The following is a 20,266-nucleotide window of genomic DNA, read 5'->3' as shown; positions in this document are numbered from 1 at the left end:
CGTTTTAGCGTTTCGCCTATTCCGCAATCGGAATAATTTTTGTGGCGTGAGATCCTTTGTCGCCGTGAATCACTTCAAATTGCACACGTTGACCTGCTTTTAATGAACGGTAACCATCCATTTCAATCGCTGAATAATGTGCAAAAATGTCTGTATCCACGCCTTCTGCAGAAATAAACCCAAATCCTTTTGCGTTGTTAAACCATTTTACTACACCAATTTCCATAGTAGACCTCTATAGGCTTCGCCCTTAATACTTAAAAACAATAAGACTCATGCCTTATCACCTCAATTGGAAATATATTCAAACATTTTATTTTTTTATGCAACAACGAAACTTTAAAAATGATACATTGATCACAAAATTTTTACTTATTTATTATCAGAAGTCTCTTTCTCATCTTTTTGATGAATTTCACGTAATGCTTTTGCCACAATTTGAATTGCTTCACCGCTACTAATTCCTTGTGCCATTAATTCCTGAATTTGTTCTACTGCTTTTTGTTGTTGTTCATGGGTTAAATTAATATCTAACATTATTTCTTCTCGTTAAATTGACCAATTAAATAATTCCATCACGTGCCTCCATTGTTCATCTAAACCAGCCTTAATTTCTATTTTGGTAAAATGAATAGGATGCTCAAAAATAAGTGTATCTGCGTGTAAAAATAAACGCTGACAGCCAGAATATTCAGTTAAAGCACGATTTTGATGTAAATCACCATATTGTGTATCACCTAAAATAGGATGAAAGATATGCTTCATGTGACGTCGTAACTGATGTTTTCTGCCCGTTTGGGGAATTAGCTTCACTAATGAATATCTCGTGGTTTGATAACGCCCAACCGCATAAGGCATTTCCACAATTTTTAAGCCTTCATAATCCGTCACCGCCTCTTGAGGCGCTTTATCTTCTTGCGCAAATTTATCGGCGATCTTATCTAATTGGATTTTAAGGGGGTAATCAATCCGTCCTTCGCCTTGCAAATAACCTCGCACAATCGCTAAATAAGATTTTTGCACCGTTTTCTGTTCAAATTGCTGACACATTAAATTTGCTATTTCACTATTTAAGGCAAATAGCAATACACCTGATGTTGGGCGATCTAATCGATGAATAGGAAAAACATGCTGCCCGATTTGATCTCGCAAGGTTTGCATCACAAATTGCGTTTCATGAGTATCAAGCCAACTACGATGCACCAACATGCCTGCTGGTTTATTGACGGCGACAAGATATTCATCTTGATATAAAATTTCTAACATTTATTGATTTTGTAATAAGGCTTCTAATTCACGTAATGGTGTTAATAATTCCACTAAAAAATCTTCTTCTGCTTCTTTAAATGCTTCCTCTAAATAAGGGGATACCGCAATTTGTGAAGGCAAATCAGCCCCGCTTTCAAGTAATGCGAACATTCTTGGGATAAAAATCCATTGCAACCACTCTTCTGGCGACATGGTATCAATCGCAAAAGGCTCCTGGCTTAAAAAAGCGTCTTGTGCAGGAGGCGTGACTTGCCATAAATCAAGCTTTTGCATAGCAAGCTGTAATTGTTGAAGATGAAGTTTTGTTTGATTACGCATAATTTTTCCTATTTATAAATAAGCGGCGTATTCTACGAGCATCAATTAACGCTGTAAAGTGCGGTCCAGTTTTAACGGTGAATAATAGAAAAGTCAGGATAGCGTTTATTTTCAATATTATCCTCTAAAACTCGTTCAACACTTGCGGTTCTTGGGCCGACTTTTAACCAATTATAAAAATCCTGTAGTTGATCGTCATTACCTTCGGCTACGATTTCCACGCTTCCATCAACACAATTTCTTACGGTGCCTTTAATACCAATTCTCTCTGCTTCTTTCCAAGTAAAATAACGAAATCCTACCCCTTGTACTCGACCATATACGACAAATCGTTTTGCCATGATTTGCTCCTTTATTACAAAAACTTTTTAAAAATTAACCGCACTTTCCTATTCCCATTTTTTAAAATTTAGCATAGCATTACAACCATCTAATTTCATTCAAAAAATAAAAGGAGTAATTATGAAATTATGTAAGTTTGCTTTAGGTGTTGTCGCGCTTGCTGTCAGTACGAGTAGCTTAGCTGGCATGGTAACCACTTCATCAAACCTTGAATTTCTTGCTATCAACGGCCAAAAAGCTAGCAAATCCATTCTAAAAGAAAAAAAATCATTCAACGCTGAAGCAAACCAAACCCAACAAGTTGTTGTTCGTTTAGGCGAAATCGTAGGCTCTGGCTCTAGCCAAGCGCTTTTTGAATCTAACCCAATTATTGTGACTTTCCAAAGTCCTGCTGATGATGTTGTGGTATCTGCAGAAAAAATTCGCTCCAAAGAAGATGGTGAGAAATTCAATGCTCAACCACAAATTACTGTTAAAACGAAATCAGGTAATTTGATTGATGCTAAAATCGATACTTTAAAACAAGAAGGTTTATTCCCAGCGGCTAATATTGTTAACGATTTAGCTGAATATAATGCATCAAATGCGCCAGCAGCAGTTTCTGCTTTAGCTGCTCCTGCAGTTGGAATGATGCCTGCAGCGTCAGGAAAAGCTGCGAAAGGCAAAGTTGTTGTACAAGGTGAAAACGTTGCTGAACAACAGTTACAATACTGGTTCCAACAAGCCGATAAAGAAACCCAAACTCGTTTCTTAAACTGGGCGAAAAAACAAAAATAATCGTTTTTTAACCGCACTTTGATAAAGAAGTGAGCCTTCCCGCTCACTTTTTTATCATCCAATTTTTAGTCACACAATAAGCAAGGATATCAACATGAACCAATGGCTTAATGCAAAAATAATCGCTTCAATACCTATTTTTATTGCAGTGAATATTGCAGCGTTCGGCGTCTGGTTTTTTGATATTTCTACGCAATCTATGCCCTTAATTTTAGGGATTATTGCAGGCGGTTTAGTGGATTTAGATAATCGCCTCACTGGACGATTAAAAAATATCTTTTACACATTAATTGCCTTTTCTATTTCAACCTTCATCGTTCAGCTTAATATTGGTCAACCCATCCAATATGTATTGTTGATGACCATCATCACTTTTTTATTTACGATGGTTGGCGCTGTAGGTGAACGTTATCGCACTATTGCTTTTGGTACACTGGTGGTAGCCATTTATACTACCCTCACTTATGCACCGGATAATTCTGCAAGTTGGTTTATTAATCCTGTAATGATTTTATTAGGCACCTTGCTCTATAGCATTGTGACCATCATCGTTTACCTCTTTTTCCCAAACCGCCCTGTGCAAGAGAGTGTCGCGAAAGCTTTTTGTGCTTTAGGCAATTATCTAGATGCCAAATCAGAGTTTTTTGATCCTGATGAAATTGATGAAATCGAGAAAAAACACCTCAATTTTGCGATGAAAAACACCAATGTGGTGGATGCCTTTAACCAAGCCAGAACAGCACTTTTCTATCGTATTCGTGGACAACATCGTCATGCTCGTACACAACGTATGATTCGCTATTATTTTGCGGCGCAAGACATTCATGAGCGTGCAAATTCTACACATTTTGATTATCGACAAATTGCAGAGCAACTCAAAAACACAGATTTAATTTTCCGCATTCAGCGCTTGCTCGAATTACAAGCGCAAGCTTGTCATGATATTACGGTTTGTCTGCGTCAAAATACGCCTTATCACTATAATATTCGCGTAGAAAAAGCATTAATGGGCACAATTCAATCTTTTGAGCTTTATAGCAAAGAACACGCTGAACAAAACAATGTTTTGCTCGCCCTTCAAACACTGATTGATAACCTGAAAAGTATTAACTGGCAATTGCGTCAGCTTGAACAAGAAACCAGTGAAAATGATCAAACGGCACAAATCCATACAGAGCAAATCACAGGATTAAAAAATATTCTGTCTGTTATCGGAAGTAATTTTACCTTTGAATCACCACTTTTCCGTCATGCTATACGTTTGTCTATCGTGGTGTTTTTATGTTGCTCCATTGTTGAATTTTTCCAATTTAATTTGGGGTACTGGATTTTACTTACAGCCGTATTTGTGTGTCAACCAAACTATTCGGCGACGAAAGTGCGATTACGTCAGCGTATTGTAGGCACAATTTTAGGGGTAATTATTGGCTCCTTATTGCCTTACCTCAATCCTACATTAGAGATGAAACTTGGCTTAATGGTAGTGACCAGTACGCTCTTTTTCTTCTTCCGAAGTAATAATTACAGTTTCTCCACGTTCTTTATTACGCTGCAAGTGTTGATCAGCTTTGATGTGATGGGATTTGATACTCAGGCGGCGCTCTTCCCTCGTCTCATTGATACCGTATTAGGTTCAGTCATTGCATGGTTTGCGGTTTCTTATTTATGGCCGGATTGGAAATATCTGCAACTCGATAAAGTGAGTCGCCAAGCGATTCAAAGTGATGCACAATATTTATTGCACATCATCAGCCAACTACAATTTGGTAAAAGCGATGATTTGAAATACCGTATTGCACGCCGTAATGCTCATCAATATGCGGCAGCATTGAGTACAACGCTTTCCAATATGAATAATGAGCCGAAGAAATATCAAGCCTATTTGCAGGAAGGTTTTGACCTGCTAAAAATGAATTATTCTCTGTTGAGTTATATTTCTGCTTTAGGGGCATATCGCTATAAAATGACGCAGTTACAGCAAACTACAGAATTTTTAGCAGACTTTTATCCTGTCGCGAAAAAGGTTTTATATACGCTGGAAAATATTGAAAAGCTTCGTCCTGAAATCTTTGCCAAATTACAAGGTAATATTGAGCAAAGCCTAAAAGAAATTCAGTTGGATGACAATCAAACTAAAGCAGATATGGCTTTTGCGTTACCATATCAGCAGCTTAACCTGATTTCTCAATTGCTGCCGCAGCTGTATCGCTATTTCCAACATAGCCAGAAAGAACCAACTAGCAAATAAAAAAAACAAAGGAAAAACTGACCGCACTAACCCAAATTTTTTATTGTTCTCAGTGCGATAAATAGAGATAATACGCCACTTATGTAAAATAAATTTAGACGCAATGACACATTACATTCTACTCATTATCAGCACCGCATTAATCAATAACTTTGTTTTGGTCAAATTCTTAGGACTTTGTCCATTTATGGGCGTGTCCAAAAAGATTGAAACGGCGATTGGTATGGGGCTTGCTACGACATTTGTATTAACTGTAGCATCACTGTGTTCTTATTTAATCGATAATTATATTTTAATGCCGCTAAACGCCACATTCTTGCGCACGTTAGTCTTCATTTTAGTGATTGCCGTTGTGGTTCAATTTACCGAAATGGTGATCAATAAAACAAGCCCATCTCTTTATCGCTTATTAGGGATTTTCTTACCGCTGATTACCACAAACTGTGCAGTACTTGGTGTGGCATTATTAAACGTGAATTTGGCACACAATTTAACAGAATCTGTTATTTATGGTTTTGGTGCGTCTTTAGGTTTCGGGTTAGTTTTAGTTTTATTTGCGGCCTTACGTGAACGTTTAGTTGCTGCAGATGTACCCATTACGTTTCGTGGCTCGTCTATTGCGTTAATTACGGCCGGTTTGATGTCTCTTGCCTTTATGGGCTTCGCCGGGTTAGTAAAATGATTTATCTCTTAATGTTTATTACTGTGACAGTGATTTTTCTCGGCTTATTTTGGAATAACACTAAAAAATAATGTTTATCTTAATTTCAGTAACCGTTCTCGCTTTAATTTTTGGTGCGATTTTAGGTGTTGCTTCGATTAAATTAAAAGTCAAAGCTGATCCTATCGTCGAAAAAATTGATGCCATCTTACCGCAAAGCCAATGTGGGCAATGCGGCTATCCTGGTTGCAAGCCTTATGCCGAAGCGATTGCCAATGGTGACGTTATCACAAAATGTGTGCCTGGCGGTCGTCCTACGGTAGTAAAAATTGCCGAAATCATGGGTGTTGATGTACCTGCAATGGATGATGTCGCTGAACCAGAAGAAATGGTTGCCTTTATTAATGAAAATATGTGTATTGGCTGTACTAAATGTATTCAAGCCTGCCCTGTTGATGCCATTATCGGTACAAACAAAGCCATGCATACTATTATTCCTGATCTCTGTACTGGATGTGAACTTTGTGTGGCACCTTGTCCGACAGATTGTATTTCCATGATTAAAGTGAAAAAAGATATTGATAATTGGGACTGGAAGTTTGATCCTAAATTAGTCATTCCGGTTGTAAATACCACAGAAATCGAGAAAAAATTAGTGGTTGGGGAGTCGGAATCACATGGCTGATGTATTAACGAGATTTAAATCCGGCAAGATTTGGGATTTTAAAGGCGGTATTCATCCACCTGAAATGAAATCTCAATCAAACCAGTCCCCAATTCAGCAATCAGAACTTGCTCATGACTTTTATGTCCCCATTAAACAGCATGCTGGTTCTGCGGGTAATGTATTAGTTAAAGAAGGTGATTATGTCCTTAAAGGCCAACCTCTAACACAAGGTGATGGCTTAAGAACCTTGCCTGTTCATGCTCCTACTTCTGGTACGGTAAAATTTATCGGAGAACACGTCGCACCGCATCCTTCTGGTTTAACCGAGGACATGATTCATATTCAAGCGGATGGTTTGGATAAATGGCGTGAGCAATTTCCACTTGAAGAATTTTTCACACAACCTGTCGAACAACTTATTGATCGTATTTACCAAGCGGGGGTTGCTGGTTTAGGTGGTGCAGTATTCCCGACTGCCGCCAAAATCCAATCGGCTGAAAAGAAAGTTAAACTCTTAATTATTAACGGCGCAGAATGTGAACCCTATATTACCTGTGATGACCGCTTAATGCGCGATTACACGGATGAAATGATCGAAGGGATTCGTATCTTACGTTATATCCTACGCCCTGAAAAAGTGGTGATTGCAGTTGAAGACAATAAACCTGAGGCGATTCAGGCTATTCAACAATCACTACATGGTGCAAATGACATTGAATTGCGCGTTATTCCGACTAAATATCCATCCGGTGCAGCCAAACAGCTGATTTATTTGCTTACCGGCATGGAAGTACCAAGTGGCGGACGTTCTTACGATATTGGCGTATTAATGCATAATGTCGGCACAGCTTTTGCGATCAAAAGAGCGGTCATTAATGACGAACCCTTAATTGAGCGTGTTGTTACGCTTACGGGTGATAAAATTTCCGAGAAAGGCAACTACTGGGTTCGCTTAGGTACACCAGTTGACCACTTATTAGCGCAAGTTGGCTATCAATATGACGAACGTTTTCCTGTTTTCGCAGGTGGACCGATGATGGGATTGCAACTTTCAGATCTCAATGCGCCTGTCACAAAATTGATTAACTGCTTGTTGGCGCCAGATCATTTTGAATATGGTGAACCCGAACCGGAGCAATCTTGTATCCGCTGCTCTGCTTGTTCCGATGCCTGCCCTGTTAATTTAATGCCACAGCAACTTTATTGGTATGCTCGCAGTGAAGATCACCAAAAATCTGAAGAATACAGCTTAAAAGATTGTATTGAATGTGGCGTGTGTGCTTATGTTTGCCCAAGCCATATTCCGCTTATTCAATATTTCCGACAAGAAAAAGCTAAAATTTGGGAAATTAAAGAAAAAGCGAAAAAAGCTGAAGAAGCCAAAATCCGTTTTGAAGCAAAACAAGCTCGTATGGAGCGTGAAGAACAAGAGCGTAAAGCTCGTTCACAACGTGCTGCAGAAGCTCGCCGTGAAGAACTTGCAAAACAAAAAGGTGAAGACCCTGTTAAAGCAGCATTAGAACGCTTGAAAATAAAACAAGCGGGTTCAGCAGCAAATAAAGAAACAAAAACTATTGTATCTGAGAAAGGTGAAATCTTACCGGATAACCATGAGCTTATGGAGCAACGTAAAGCTCGCCGTCTTGCTAAACAACAAGCGCAAGCAGATACAGGCACTGTGACAGATGCAACAACGTCACAAACTGACGAAAAAGAGGCGAAGAAAGCAGCTGTTGCTGCAGCTCTAGCAAGAGCGAAAGCCAAGAAAGCTGCCGCTCAAGGTGAAACAGTTGCGATAAATGCAACTGAAAGCGTGGTCGAAAAAACAGATGAAAATCCAACCGTACTTGATCCGAAAAAAGCCGCTATCGCAGCAGCCATTGCGAGAGCCAAAGCTAAGAAAGCTGCCGCTCAAAGTGAAGCAGTTACAACAAATGAAACTGAAAGCACGGTAGAAAAAACAGATGAAAATCCAACTGCACTTGATCCGAAAAAAGCCGCTATCGCAGCAGCCATTGCGAGAGCTAAAGCTAAGAAAGCTGCCGCTCAAAGTGAAGCAGTTACAACAAATGAAACTGAAAGCACGGTAGAAAAAACAGATGAAAATCCAACTGCACTTGACCCGAAAAAAGCCGCGGTAGCTGCAGCCATTGCGAGAGCTAAAGCCAAGAAAGCTGCCGCTCAAAGTGAAGCAGTTACAACAAATGAAACTGAAAGTGCGGTCGAAAAAACGGATGAAAACCCAACCGCACTTGATCCGAAAAAAGCCGCTATCGCAGCAGCCATAGCAAGAGCTAAAGCAAAAAAAGCGGCTGCTGAAGCGGCCAAAGAAACAGAATAACGCAGGAAAAGATTATGTTTAAGAAAATGGAGAGTTCGCCTCATACCCATTCAGGCAAATTAACCGCCCGTATTATGTTATGGGTGATTGCAGCCATGCTGCCTGCTCTGCTCACGCAGATTTATTATTTTGGAATGGGTGTTTTGGTGCAATCCGCTTTGGCTATTTCTTTCGCATTAGTGCTTGAGTTTATTGTGACCAAATTGCGCAATAAGCCAAACCTGGTCTATATTTCAGATTTTAGTGTGGTGCTTACTGCCTTAATTTTAGCGATGGCGATTCCGCCTTATGCACCTTATTGGGTGATTTTAATTGGTACGCTTTCCGCTGTTATTCTAGGCAAACACGTTTACGGTGGCTTGGGACAAAACCCATTTAATCCGGCAATGGTGGGTTATGTGGTGCTATTGATTTCTTTCCCACTACAAATGACAAGTTGGATGCCACCGATTTCATTATTGAATGAACCCCCAACATTTGCGGATTCTCTTTCTTTAATTTTCACAGGCTTAACCACTGACGGTTTTAGCTTAAGCCAACTTGTCCATTCCATTGATGGAATTACACAAGCGACGCCATTAGACAGTGCTAAAATCTTTTATAACTTGCATCAGGGCGATGAAAGCGTATTCCATGATTTTGTAAAATTACCAATTTTATTACAAAACGGAACTGACTTTGCTGAAGGTTGGTGGCAAGTTAATCTTGCCTTTATGCTTGGTGGGATTGTATTAATCTTAAAGAAAAAAATTCACTGGCAAATTCCCGCTTCAATGCTCGTGACCTTTGTGACCTTAGCAACAATCACTGCGATGTCAGGTCATCATCATTTAAGTATGATTAGCCAGCTCTTTAGCGGTGCCATGATGTTTGGCGCGTTCTTTATTGCGACTGACCCTGTCACAGCTTCAATTACACCTCGTGGTAAGCTTGTATTTGGTACTTTGGTCGGATTATTGGTTTACCTCATTCGTTACTTTGGAAACTACCCTGACGGCGTGGCATTTGCGATTTTGTTAAGTAATATTGGTGTACCACTTATCGATCACTATACCCGCCCTCGTGTAGCGGGACACTTTGCAAAAGGGAGTAAATAATGGGTATTTTTAAAGTCACCTCCCGTTTTGGTCTTTTATTAGGTTTCATCGCATTGCTTTGTACAGCAGTTTCTGCGGGCATTTATATGCTAACAAAAGATAAAATTGATGAAGCCATGGCTGAACACCAAAAAGCCTTATTGCTCCAAGTAATCCCTCAAAATTACTTTAATAATAGCTTGCTTGAAAGTGTGGAGACGCCTGATCAAGATAAACTCAAAGGTATTCAAAAAGTCTATTTTGCGATCAAAGATCATGTGCCAACAGCCTATGCTTATGAAACCACTGCGCCAGATGGTTATTCAGGGAATATCCGTTTATTAGTGGGGATGACACCAAAAGGTGAAGTTTTAGGTGTGCGTGTCATCGAACATCATGAAACCCCAGGATTGGGCGATAAAATCGAACTTCGCATTTCTGACTGGATTTTGAGTTTTACGAACCAAGTTATCGTACCGGAAAGCCTAAAAGATTGGGCGGTCAAAAAAGATGGCGGTAAATTTGATCAATTTTCTGGCGCAACCATTACGCCACGCGCGATTGTGAATCAAGTAAAACGCTCTGCTCTCGTGATGCTTGAAAATGAAGCATTACTCAACGAGATGGCAAAAAAATACGCGCAATAGGATATTTATTATGACTGATTTAACCGAAAAAACGACCGCACTTGATGAGCAAAGTGCGGTTGAAAATTCAGAAGAAATAACGCAAACGCCTTCTGTTTGGAAAGAAATCTTTATTCAGGGCGTATGGAAAAACAACTCAACCCTCGTGCAATTATTGGGGCTTTGTCCGCTCTTAGCTGTTTCGAGTACTGCAACAAATGCCTTAGGTTTAGGGCTTGCGACTATGTTGGTTTTAACTTGCACCAATACAGTTGTTTCGCTCTTTCGTAAGCAAATTCCTCATGATATTCGCATTCCAATTTATGTGATGATTATTGCGACCACTGTAACCGTGGTGCAATTATTGATGAATGCTTACACCTATACACTCTATCAAGCACTCGGGATTTTTATTCCTTTAATCGTGACCAATTGTATTGTGATTGGTCGTGCAGAAGCCTTTGCCTCTAAAAATAGCGTTGCACATGCTGCCTGGGATGGTTTTTCAATGGGATTAGGCATGGCATTAAGTATCACCGTATTAGGTGCGTTACGTGAAATCTTAGGTCAAGGTACCCTTTTTGAGGGCATTGAAAACTTATTTGGCCAAGGTGCGAAATTCCTTACATTACATATTTACCAAACGGATAGCAGCTTTTTACTCTTTATTCTTCCGCCAGGTGCATTTATTGGATTAGGCATCCTATTGGCGATTAAAAACCGAATTGATATGAAAAAATGAACCAAGCTAAACGAATTGAAATTCTCACTCGACTTCGGGAGCAAAACCCGCATCCCACCACGGAATTAGAGTATAATTCGCCTTTCGAATTACTCATCGCCGTGATCTTATCGGCCCAAGCTACCGATAAAGGTGTCAATAAAGCGACGGCAAAATTATTCCCTGTGGCGAATACACCACAAGCCATTTTAGATCTTGGCTTAGAGGGTTTAAAAGAATACATTAAAACCATTGGTCTTTATAACAGCAAAGCAGAAAATATCATTAAAACCTGCCGTGATTTAGTTGAAAAACACAACGGTGAAGTACCTGAAAGCCGTGAAGCCTTAGAAGCCCTTGCGGGTGTCGGCAGAAAAACAGCGAATGTGGTATTAAATACTGCTTTCGGCCACCCGACTATTGCAGTGGATACGCATATTTTTCGCGTATGCAACCGCACGAATTTTGCCCCTGGTAAAGATGTGGTAAAAGTAGAAGAAAAACTGCTCAAAGTTGTGCCTAAAGAATTTAAAGTCGATGTACATCACTGGCTTATTTTGCACGGGCGTTATACATGTGTTGCCCGCAAACCTCGCTGCGGATCTTGCTTAATTGAAGATCTCTGTGAATACAAAGAAAAAACAGATTATTAAACGAATAAAAGCAAACGGAATATATTATGACTACAAACAATCAATCTCGCCAAACGTGGTCTAGCCGACTAACTTATGTGCTCACCGTTGCGGGTGCGACAGTTGGCTTTGGGGCAACATGGCGCTTTCCTTATTTAGTGGGTGAAAATGGCGGTGGTGCCTACGTACTTCTCTTTTGTATTGCGATGATTGTGATTGGTATCCCGATGATTTTAGTGGAAAACGTCATCGGTCGCCGTTTGCGTGTGAATTCCATTGATGCCTTTGGCGATAAAATCCAAGATAAAGGTAAAAACATCTCCAAATATTGGAAAATTATCGGTTATATGGGTCTTCTCGGTGCATTTGGTATCATGGCCTATTATATGGTGTTAGGTGGTTGGGTCATGTCTTATATCATCAGCCTAATTAATAACACCCTTGATATCAGTGCCCCAATTACAAAAGAAGTGGCCAAAGATTTCTACGATTTACACATCAGCAACAGCCCATGGGAAATCATGCTTTACACCTTCCTGTTCGTGGCGGTGAATTACATTATTTTAGCGAAAGGTATCATTGGTGGGATTGAACGTTCCGTTAAATACTTAATGCCATTACTCTTTATCTTCCTAATTGGTATGGTGATTCGTAACCTCACCTTACCTGGTGCAATGGAAGGCGTGACTTTCTACTTAAAACCTGATTTCAGTAAAATCACCCCTAAATTATTCATCTTCGTATTAGGGCAAGTGTTCTTCGCATTAAGCCTTGGTTTCGGTGTATTAATTACTCTCTCAAGCTATTTAAATAAAGAAGAAAACCTTATTCACACAGCCGTTATTACGGGGTTTACTAACACCATTATCGCCGTGTTATGTGGTTTTATGATCTTCCCATCATTATTCACATTCGGCATTGAACCTAACGCCGGGCCAACCTTGGTTTTCCAAAGTTTACCAATTGTATTCTCACATTTATGGGCGGGTAAATTCTTTGCTATCGTGTTCTTCGGTTTATTGCTTATTGCGGCATTAACCACATCAATCACGATTTACGAAGTCATCATCACCGCATTACAAGAAAAACTCAGAATGCGCCGTGGTAAAGCGATTTTTGTTACCTTAATGGGGATTTTCTTATTAGGTAACGTGCCATCTATTCTAGGTGATAACCTTTGGAAAGATGTCACCATTTTCGGTAAAAGCATTTTCGATGCCTTCGATTTCGTCAGCGGCAATATCCTATTCATGCTGACCGCACTTGGTTGTGCCATTTTCGTTGGTTTCGTGCTAAAAGATGATGCGAAAAAAGAGCTATCACCAACGCCAAATTCACTTTTCACCACAATTTGGTTTAACTATGTGAAATTTGTGGTTCCTGTGATTATTTTGGTGATTTTTATCAGTAATTTAATCTAACAAAACAGTCCGAAAAGCAGTGCGCAAGCGCTGCTTTTTTTATACGCAAAAATCAGAACATCGCCCCGCTAAACAATTGTTTGTAAACAATAAAAATTCTCTATAGAATAGAAAAAATTTATTCAAAAATTTTACTAGGAACCATTTTATGCAACAGCAAGAAACCACTAAAAATGCGCTTGATAACCCTGCTTTACAACAAGCCTTCCTAAACGACCTAGACGAAAAACTTTGGTCATCTGCCGATAAACTGCGCCAGCAGCTTGATGCCGCCAATTACAAACACATCGTACTCGGCTTAATTTTCCTTAAATACATCTCCGACAGCTTCACCCATCAGCAAGAAAAAATTCAGGCGGAGCTTAGCGACCCCGAAAATCCACTCTATCTTGACCGCACTTTCTACGATACGGACGAAGAATATCAAGAAGCCTTAGCTGCCGAACTGGAAAACCGCGACTACTACACCGCCGACAATGTGTTTTGGGTGCCGCAGCAAGCCCGTTGGGACGAGATTAAAGCCGTTTCTATCTTAAACATCGGCGCAGAGCTGCCTTGGGGAGGGAAATTTTCCGGCGTAGCCAAACTGATTGACGATGCCTTCGATGCCATTGAAAAAGACAACGAAAAACTCAAAGGCGTCCTCCAACGCATCAGCGGCTATGCCGTAAACGAAGATACCCTGCGCGGGCTGATTATCCTCTTCTCCGATACCAACTTTACCCGTCCGACTTACAACGGCGAGCCCGTGCATTTAGGCGCAAAAGACATTCTCGGCCACGTTTACGAATACTTCCTCGGCAGATTTGCCCAAGCAGAAGGCAAACGCGGCGGCCAATATTTCACGCCGAAATCCATCGTTTCCCTGATTGTCGAAATGCTCGAGCCATACTCCGGCCGCGTGTATGACCCGGCCATGGGCAGCGGCGGCTTTTTCGTGCAAACCGAACGCTTTATCACCGCCCATCAAGGCAACATCAACAACGTTTCCATCTACGGGCAAGAATTCAACCCCACCACCTGGAAACTCGCCGCCATGAACATGGCCATCCGCGGCATTGATTACGATTTCGGCAAGCACAACGCCGACAGCTTCACCCAGCCCCAGCACATTGACAAAAAGATGGATTTCATTATGGCAAACCCACCATTCAATATCAGCGATTGGTGGAGCGAATCCCTGGCCGATGATCCACGTTGGGCATACGGCACGCCGCCCAAAGGCAACGCCAACTTCGCTTGGCTGCAACACATGATTTACCACCTCTCGCCCAACGGCAAAATGGCATTATTGCTTGCCAACGGCTCCATGAGCAGCCAAACCAACAACGAAGGCGAAATCCGCAAAGCCATCATCAATGCCGACTTGGTCGAATGTATGGTTGCCCTGCCCGGCCAGCTCTTCACCAACACCCAAATCCCCGCCTGTATTTGGTTTTTAAACCGTAACAAAAAGCGCAAAGGCGAAGTATTGTTTATCGACGCCCGCCAAATCGGCTATATGAAAGACCGCGTATTGCGTGATTTCACCGCTGACGACATCGCCAAGATTGCCGACACCCTCCATGCTTGGCAAAAATCAGACGGCTATGAAGACCAAGCCGCTTTCTGCAAATCTGCGACTTTAGAAGAAATTGCAGGCAACGACTTCGTCCTCACACCGGGACGCTACGTCGGCACCGCAGAACAAGAAGATGATGGCGTACCATTTGCAGAAAAAATGCAAAATCTGACCGCGCTTTTGAAGGAACAGTTTGCGAAAAGTGCGGAATTGGAAGCGGAGATTAAGAAGAATTTAGGAGGATTGGGGTATGACTGCTAAATATACAGTTCAAGAATTAGTAGATCTTCAAATTATAGAAAAGCCTCTAGATGGGAATCATGGTTCTATTCATCCTACATCTAAAGATTACGTTGAAGATGGGATTCCATTCATTATGGCATCTGATTTATCTAATGGACTAGTTAACTTTTCTAGTTGTAAATTTATTACAGAAAAGCAAGCTAATACTTTGCGAAAAGGTTTTTCAATAGCTGGGGATATTTTACTTTCACATAAAGCTACTATTGGAAGAACTGCTACTGTTCAAGAAAATAAATATCCTTTTCTTGTATTAACTCCTCAGGTTACATACTATCGAGTTAAAGACAAACAAAAATTAAATAACTTATATTTAAAATATTATTTTGATTCTCAATATTTTCAATCAATCTTACAACAATGGGCTGGTAGTGGTTCAACTAGAGCATATATCGGAATAACAGAACAATTAAAATTACCCATTATTTTGCCAGATATAGATACTCAAAACGAAATTGTAGAAATTATCAATAGATTAGATCAAAAAATCTATCTCAACACCCAAATCAACCAAACCTTGGAACAAATCTCCCAAGCCCTGTTTAAAAGCTGGTTTGTCGATTTCGATCCCGTGCGTGCCAAAGTTCAAGCCCTTTCAAACGGCCTTAGCCTTGAACAAGCGGAACTGGCAGCTATGCAGGCAATCAGCGGAAAAACAGCCGAAGAGCTGACCGCACTTTCACAAACACAGCCTGACCGCTACGCCGAACTAGCCGAAACCGCCAAAGCGTTTCCGTGTGAGATGGTGGAAGTTGATGGTGTTGAAGTGCCGAAGGGGTGGAAATATTGCAGCTTTGGTGATGTTTCGGAATGCTTTGATAGTAAACGTATCCCTTTATCTAAACAACAACGAGAAAAGAGAAAAGGTAATATTCCTTATTATGGTGCAACATCTGTTATGGATTATGTAGATGAAGCTATTTTTGATGATATTTATTTATTAGTTGGCGAAGATGGTTCCGTTCTAAAAGAAGATGGAACGCCATTTACTCAATACATTTGGGGCAAATCTTGGGTAAACAACCATGCACATGTCCTCAAAGGAAAGAATGGTATAAGTACTGAACACTTAATGATATTTATTCAACAAACAAATATATCTGCTTATATCACAGGTGCTGTTCAGCTTAAGCTAAACCAGAAAAATATGAATAGCATTCCTTTTTTAAAAGCTAACAATGAAATTAATGTTTTTTTTGCAGAATATATTGAATCTCTATATGCAAAAATCAGAGAAAATCTTGATGAGAATAAAATATTAGAAACAGCTAGAGATTTATTATTACCTAAATTATTGAACGGAGATATTTAAATATGTGCTCAAAAGATAGAGCAATTTCTTATTGGACAATGGGTCAAAGATTTCTAAGAATGGCAAATGTTACATCTGAACAATTAGTAGTAACTGGAAATCCATGGGTAGTTTCATCAGATGAAGAAATATCTCCAGATAAATATAATGAAGAAACAAAGTGGGCTGATCATAGTATTGGAATACCTATTCTTTTTAACTTTTATCATGGAATTGAATTAATGCTCAAGGGTACTATATTATTTTGCGATAATGAATATAAACCTAGAACGCATAAATTTACAAGTTTAATCCAAAAACTAAAAGAACATCTAAATGAAGATTCTCCATTCATTAAAAAGATTGAAAGTTATACAGTAGTTCCAGATTCAATAATAAAAAATTTTTTAGATACAAATCAAATCAATATAGATAACTGGTATGAATCATTAAAATACCCTGAAAGCAATGATAATCAGGAATTCACTCACTTAGATCTAATATACAACTCATTAAGAAGCTTAGATTTTTGGAAGAATTTATCTAGTGACTCTTTAGAAATTATAAAATTAAGCAGAGAATACTATTTAGAAAATAGGGATAATTAATATAGAGGTTAATTTCAATTCTGCCAAATCTCCCCTAACCCCTCTTTGCTAAAGAGGGGGACTATTTGGGAGGTCTGTTGATTACAAGCGGTAAGATTTGCAGAAAAATTTTCCAATGAAAAATATATAAATCCAAATTAAGCCCAATACTATTTTCCTCTTTCGTAAAGGGGATATTTAAAACCAATACACTAAGGAGCGCATCATGCTCAACGAAAACGATATCGAACAACTCACCCTTCAACGTCTGCAATCCCTCGGTTGGGAATATAGCTACGGTAAAGACTTGCCTGTTCATGAAGGCGAATTTGCCCGTGGCGATTTGAGCGGTGTAGTCTTTGTTGAGCAACTGCGTGAGGCGGTGCGTAAACTTAACCCGCAGCTGCCTGAAAGTGCGGTTGATTCTGTGGTCAAATCGGCGACGAAAAGTGATATTGGCGACTTGGTGGTGCGTAATCAGGCGTTTTATAAGCTGTTACGTGATGGCGTGCGGGTGGAATATCAGGCTGACGGCGAGCAAAAAATCGAGATGGCGCGCTTGGTTGATTTTGAGCAGGTGAAGAACAACCGCTTTGTTGCCGTCAACCAGCTGGAAATCCGCAGCCGTAAAGGAGGCAAGCGGATTCCTGATATTATCGGCTTTGTCAATGGTCTGCCCTTGGTGGTATTTGAGCTGAAAAATCCGTTGCGTGAATCAGCGGATTTGTTACAGGCGTTTAATCAGTTTGAAACCTATAAGGATGAAATTGCCGAGCTGTTTGTTTACAACCAAACCCTGATTATTTCAGACGGCATTGCCGCACGTTTGGGCTCGCTTTCGGCAGATTTCCAACGCTTTACGCCGTGGAAAGTGGTCGATGAAAAAAACAAAAGCGCGCGCTTATATTTTGATGATGAATTGCAAAGCCTGCTCACTGGCTTAATGCAGCCTGAGGATTTATTGGACTATATCCGCTATTTCGTCTTATTTGAGCGGGATTCCAGCGGTAAAACCATTAAAAAAATCGCGGCGTACCATCAATATTACGGCGTAAATGAAGCTGTAGATTCCACCATTTGGGCGACTTCAGAAAAAGGCGACCGCCGCATTGGCGTGATGTGGCACACGCAGGGTTCGGGTAAATCGATTTCCATGTTGTTTTATGCCGGCAAACTGCTTGCGCAGCCTGAATTGAAAAATCCTACCATCGTAGTGGTTACCGACCGCAACGATTTGGACGGTCAGCTTTTCCAAACTTTTTCTTCAGGCAAAGATTTAATCAAACAAACACCGCAACAAGTAGAAGACCGCGATCAACTGCGCCAACTGCTCGCGCAAAATGAAGTCGGCGGCGTGTTTTTTACGACGATTCAAAAATTCGCCCTAAATAAGAAAGAAAGCCACTTCCCCGTTTTAAATGAGCGCAGCAATATTATTGTGATCAGCGATGAAGCACACCGCAGCCAATATGGCTTTACGCAAAAGCTACATGAAGGCAAATTTCAGGCAGGCTACGCCCGCTATTTGCGCGATGCGCTGCCAAATGCTTCGTTTATCGGTTTTACCGGTACGCCGATTAGCCTGGAAGATAAAGATACGCAAGATGTGTTCGGGCGTTATGTGTCGATTTATGACTTGCAAGATGCGGTGGAAGATGGCGCAACAGTGCCGATTGTGTATGAAGCGCGCCAAATCCGCTTAAACGAAAAAGAACACGATGAGCTATTCAAAGAAATTGATGATTTGCTGGAAGAGGAGCAATCCCCTGCCCTGCGTTTGCAGGAAAAATTGCTGGGTTCGCAAGCCCGTCTGGCTGATTTAGCCGCAGATTTTGTGCAACATTTTTCCAAACGCAATGAAGTGGTGGACAGCAAAGCGATGATGGTGGTTTCCAGCCGTCAGATTTGCGTGGATTTGTACAATGAAATCATCAAACTGCGCCCAGAATGGCATTCGGACAATATTAACGAAGGGGCGATTAAAATTGTGATGACGGGTTCTGCTTCCGATGCGCCGGAAATGCAGAAACACGTTTACAGTAAGCAGGAAAAACAAACGCTGGAACGCCGCTTTAAAGACCCAAACGATCCGCTGAAAGTGGTGATTGTGCGCGATATGTGGCTCACAGGCTTTGATGCGCCTTGCTGTAATACGATGTATATCGACAAGCCGATGCAGGGGCATAACCTGATGCAAGCCATCGCCCGAGTAAACCGTGTATTCCGCAATAAAAGCCGAGAAAATGGCGGCTTGATTGTGGATTATGTCGGTATTGCTGAAAAACTCAAAGAGGCGACCCAGCAATACACTAATTCGCAAGGCAAAGGCAAGCTGACTGATAACGTGATTGATGTGTTCTTTAAAATGAAAGAGCATTTAGAGTTCGTCCGTAGCCTGTTTGCAACGCCGGTTGAAGGGAAAACCTTTGATGTTCAGGCTGCCTTAGAAAAAGATAATCCGAATGATCTTTTGATGGCGATTCGTTTTGCTGCCAACCATATTTTAAGCCTCGATCAATTACCGTTTGATGGTAAAGCGCACGAGCAACATTGGTTTAATAAAAAAGAAACTGAACCACGCAAAAAAGCCTTTTTGAAAGCGGCGGGCTTGGTGAAAAAAGGCTATATGCTGTGCGGTGCATTGGCTGAAATTGAGCCGTACATCCAAGAAATTGCCTTTTATGATGCGGTGCGCGCTATTCTCACTAAACGTAAGCAAAACGGTACGGGTTCTAATGAAAGACAGATTTTATTGAAAAAATTGGTCAATCAAGCCGTCTATTCCGAAGGCGTGATTGATTTGTTTGACCTACTGGAAAAACCGCAGCCACAAATTAGTCTACTTTCTGAAGAGTTTTTACAAACCATCAAAAACAGCCCAACGAAGAATCTGTGGATTAGCGCGGTGGAGCGTTATTTGGCAAGCGAAATCAAAGCCAAATCAGGTGCAAATCTGACATTGCAAAAAGACTTTGAGCAGCGTTTAAAAGAAGCCTTAAACCAATACCACAATCACAATTTGAGCGTAGTAGAAATTTTGGTTGAGCTCTTCAAAATGAGCCAAGACTTCCAAGAACGCTTAGCTTTAGGTGAAAAGCTGGGGCTGAAAAAAGAAGAACTCGCCTTCTACGAAGCCCTCGCCCAAAACCAAAGCGCCCGTGAACTGATGGGCGATGAAGTATTGAGCAAACTTGCCAAAGAAATTACCGATACTTTAAGACGCTCAGTTACCATCGACTGGCAATATAAAGAAGGCGTTCGCGCCAAAATGCGTATTCTCGTGAAACGAGCTTTACAGCGTTATAAATACCCGCCGGATAAACAGGAAGAAGCCGTAAGCTATGTGATTAAGCAAGCTAAGGAAATTGCGGAAGATTTAACCGCAGAAAAATCACTATAGGCGTTAATTTCATATAATAAAAAACCGA

At 40.7% G+C, this 20,266-nt stretch carries 19 protein-coding genes; 14 read left to right on the top strand and 5 right to left on the bottom strand.

Annotated features, from left to right (window positions below):
* Positions 1-16: 16 nt before the first annotated feature.
* The 5 genes from cspD to INQ00_RS07445 form a co-directional block, all read right to left on the bottom strand.
* On the bottom strand, positions 17-226 hold the full coding sequence (gene cspD, locus INQ00_RS07465; protein ID WP_005696050.1) for a cold shock domain-containing protein CspD: 210 nt from the start codon (positions 224-226) through the stop codon (positions 17-19).
* Between the two features lie 146 nt (positions 227-372).
* Positions 373-537, bottom strand: a complete 165-nt coding sequence (locus tag INQ00_RS07460; protein WP_065244735.1) for a YoaH family protein — start codon at positions 535-537, stop codon at positions 373-375.
* A gap of 12 nt (positions 538-549) precedes the next feature.
* Positions 550-1,266, bottom strand: coding sequence for a tRNA pseudouridine(65) synthase TruC (truC, locus tag INQ00_RS07455; RefSeq protein ID WP_197546671.1), 717 nt, complete (start codon positions 1,264-1,266; stop codon positions 550-552).
* Positions 1,267-1,587: a YqcC family protein gene (locus tag INQ00_RS07450; protein WP_197546670.1), complete on the bottom strand. Its 321-nt coding sequence runs from the start codon at positions 1,585-1,587 to the stop codon at positions 1,267-1,269.
* Positions 1,588-1,658: 71 nt separating this feature from the next.
* Positions 1,659-1,928: an acylphosphatase gene (locus INQ00_RS07445; protein ID WP_197546669.1), complete on the bottom strand. Its 270-nt coding sequence runs from the start codon at positions 1,926-1,928 to the stop codon at positions 1,659-1,661.
* Positions 1,929-2,049: 121 nt separating this feature from the next.
* Here INQ00_RS07445 and INQ00_RS07440 point away from each other — a divergent pair, with 121 nt between their 5' ends.
* From INQ00_RS07440 to INQ00_RS07375, 14 genes are all read left to right on the top strand, one after another.
* A complete protein-coding gene (locus tag INQ00_RS07440) occupies positions 2,050-2,706 on the top strand; it encodes a curli polymerization inhibitor CsgI-related protein (RefSeq protein WP_197546668.1) in 657 nt (218 codons plus the stop codon).
* 94 nt (positions 2,707-2,800) lie between these two features.
* Entirely contained in the window at positions 2,801-4,954 is a 2,154-nt protein-coding gene (gene yccS / locus INQ00_RS07435) for a YccS family putative transporter (protein WP_197546667.1), read from the top strand.
* A 103-nt stretch (positions 4,955-5,057) separates the two neighbouring features.
* Positions 5,058-5,636 carry an electron transport complex subunit RsxA gene (gene rsxA / locus INQ00_RS07430; RefSeq protein WP_054419484.1) on the top strand — a complete coding sequence of 193 codons (579 nt, stop codon included), beginning with the start codon at positions 5,058-5,060 and terminating at the stop codon, positions 5,634-5,636.
* A gap of 70 nt (positions 5,637-5,706) precedes the next feature.
* A complete protein-coding gene (gene rsxB / locus INQ00_RS07425; protein WP_165816475.1) occupies positions 5,707-6,300 on the top strand; it encodes an electron transport complex subunit RsxB in 594 nt (197 codons plus the stop codon).
* Positions 6,293-8,623 (top strand): electron transport complex subunit RsxC, encoded by a 2,331-nt coding sequence (gene rsxC / locus INQ00_RS07420; protein WP_197546666.1) that lies wholly within the window; start codon positions 6,293-6,295, stop codon positions 8,621-8,623. The genes rsxB and rsxC overlap by 8 nt, the downstream gene beginning before the upstream one ends.
* 14 nt (positions 8,624-8,637) lie before the next feature.
* Complete coding sequence (gene rsxD, locus INQ00_RS07415; protein ID WP_197546665.1) at positions 8,638-9,720, top strand: electron transport complex subunit RsxD; 1,083 nt, start codon at positions 8,638-8,640, stop codon at positions 9,718-9,720.
* Complete coding sequence (gene rsxG, locus INQ00_RS07410) at positions 9,720-10,346, top strand: electron transport complex subunit RsxG (RefSeq protein WP_197546664.1); 627 nt, start codon at positions 9,720-9,722, stop codon at positions 10,344-10,346. The genes rsxD and rsxG overlap by 1 nt, the downstream gene beginning before the upstream one ends.
* Positions 10,347-10,356: 10 nt before the next feature.
* Positions 10,357-11,067 carry an electron transport complex subunit E gene (locus INQ00_RS07405; RefSeq protein WP_049366549.1) on the top strand — a complete coding sequence of 237 codons (711 nt, stop codon included), beginning with the start codon at positions 10,357-10,359 and terminating at the stop codon, positions 11,065-11,067.
* Positions 11,064-11,699 carry an endonuclease III gene (nth, locus tag INQ00_RS07400; protein ID WP_197546663.1) on the top strand — a complete coding sequence of 212 codons (636 nt, stop codon included), beginning with the start codon at positions 11,064-11,066 and terminating at the stop codon, positions 11,697-11,699. Before INQ00_RS07405 ends, nth begins: the two co-directional genes overlap by 4 nt.
* Positions 11,700-11,725: 26 nt before the next feature.
* Positions 11,726-13,099, top strand: coding sequence for a sodium-dependent transporter (locus INQ00_RS07395; RefSeq protein WP_197546662.1), 1,374 nt, complete (start codon positions 11,726-11,728; stop codon positions 13,097-13,099).
* A gap of 148 nt (positions 13,100-13,247) precedes the next feature.
* On the top strand, positions 13,248-14,921 hold the full coding sequence (locus tag INQ00_RS07390) for a class I SAM-dependent DNA methyltransferase (RefSeq protein ID WP_197546661.1): 1,674 nt from the start codon (positions 13,248-13,250) through the stop codon (positions 14,919-14,921).
* Positions 14,911-16,272, top strand: coding sequence for a restriction endonuclease subunit S (locus INQ00_RS07385; protein ID WP_197546660.1), 1,362 nt, complete (start codon positions 14,911-14,913; stop codon positions 16,270-16,272). The genes INQ00_RS07390 and INQ00_RS07385 overlap by 11 nt, the downstream gene beginning before the upstream one ends.
* 2 nt (positions 16,273-16,274) lie before the next feature.
* Positions 16,275-16,859 carry a HEPN domain-containing protein gene (locus INQ00_RS07380; protein ID WP_197546659.1) on the top strand — a complete coding sequence of 195 codons (585 nt, stop codon included), beginning with the start codon at positions 16,275-16,277 and terminating at the stop codon, positions 16,857-16,859.
* A 205-nt stretch (positions 16,860-17,064) separates the two neighbouring features.
* Positions 17,065-20,238, top strand: coding sequence for a type I restriction endonuclease subunit R (locus INQ00_RS07375; RefSeq protein ID WP_197546658.1), 3,174 nt, complete (start codon positions 17,065-17,067; stop codon positions 20,236-20,238).
* Positions 20,239-20,266 lie beyond the last annotated feature (28 nt).

The organism is Haemophilus parainfluenzae (genome assembly GCF_014931275.1).
Classification (GTDB): Bacteria; Pseudomonadota; Gammaproteobacteria; order Enterobacterales; family Pasteurellaceae; genus Haemophilus_D.
This window is presented reverse-complemented; position numbering and strand designations above follow the sequence as displayed.

Coding starts and splice junctions, on each gene's coding strand:
- cspD (WP_005696050.1), bottom strand. CDS start 226: ATGGAAATTGGTGTAGTAAAATGGTTTAACAACGCAAAAGGATTTGGG.
- nth (WP_197546663.1), top strand. CDS start 11,064: ATGAACCAAGCTAAACGAATTGAAATTCTCACTCGACTTCGGGAGCAA.
- rsxB (WP_165816475.1), top strand. CDS start 5,707: ATGTTTATCTTAATTTCAGTAACCGTTCTCGCTTTAATTTTTGGTGCG.
- INQ00_RS07385 (WP_197546660.1), top strand. CDS start 14,911: ATGACTGCTAAATATACAGTTCAAGAATTAGTAGATCTTCAAATTATA.
- INQ00_RS07390 (WP_197546661.1), top strand. CDS start 13,248: ATGCAACAGCAAGAAACCACTAAAAATGCGCTTGATAACCCTGCTTTA.
- INQ00_RS07405 (WP_049366549.1), top strand. CDS start 10,357: ATGACTGATTTAACCGAAAAAACGACCGCACTTGATGAGCAAAGTGCG.
- INQ00_RS07380 (WP_197546659.1), top strand. CDS start 16,275: ATGTGCTCAAAAGATAGAGCAATTTCTTATTGGACAATGGGTCAAAGA.
- INQ00_RS07445 (WP_197546669.1), bottom strand. CDS start 1,928: ATGGCAAAACGATTTGTCGTATATGGTCGAGTACAAGGGGTAGGATTT.
- INQ00_RS07395 (WP_197546662.1), top strand. CDS start 11,726: ATGACTACAAACAATCAATCTCGCCAAACGTGGTCTAGCCGACTAACT.
- INQ00_RS07440 (WP_197546668.1), top strand. CDS start 2,050: ATGAAATTATGTAAGTTTGCTTTAGGTGTTGTCGCGCTTGCTGTCAGT.
- INQ00_RS07450 (WP_197546670.1), bottom strand. CDS start 1,587: ATGCGTAATCAAACAAAACTTCATCTTCAACAATTACAGCTTGCTATG.
- INQ00_RS07375 (WP_197546658.1), top strand. CDS start 17,065: ATGCTCAACGAAAACGATATCGAACAACTCACCCTTCAACGTCTGCAA.
- rsxD (WP_197546665.1), top strand. CDS start 8,638: ATGTTTAAGAAAATGGAGAGTTCGCCTCATACCCATTCAGGCAAATTA.
- rsxA (WP_054419484.1), top strand. CDS start 5,058: ATGACACATTACATTCTACTCATTATCAGCACCGCATTAATCAATAAC.
- yccS (WP_197546667.1), top strand. CDS start 2,801: ATGAACCAATGGCTTAATGCAAAAATAATCGCTTCAATACCTATTTTT.
- INQ00_RS07460 (WP_065244735.1), bottom strand. CDS start 537: ATGTTAGATATTAATTTAACCCATGAACAACAACAAAAAGCAGTAGAA.
- rsxG (WP_197546664.1), top strand. CDS start 9,720: ATGGGTATTTTTAAAGTCACCTCCCGTTTTGGTCTTTTATTAGGTTTC.
- truC (WP_197546671.1), bottom strand. CDS start 1,266: ATGTTAGAAATTTTATATCAAGATGAATATCTTGTCGCCGTCAATAAA.
- rsxC (WP_197546666.1), top strand. CDS start 6,293: ATGGCTGATGTATTAACGAGATTTAAATCCGGCAAGATTTGGGATTTT.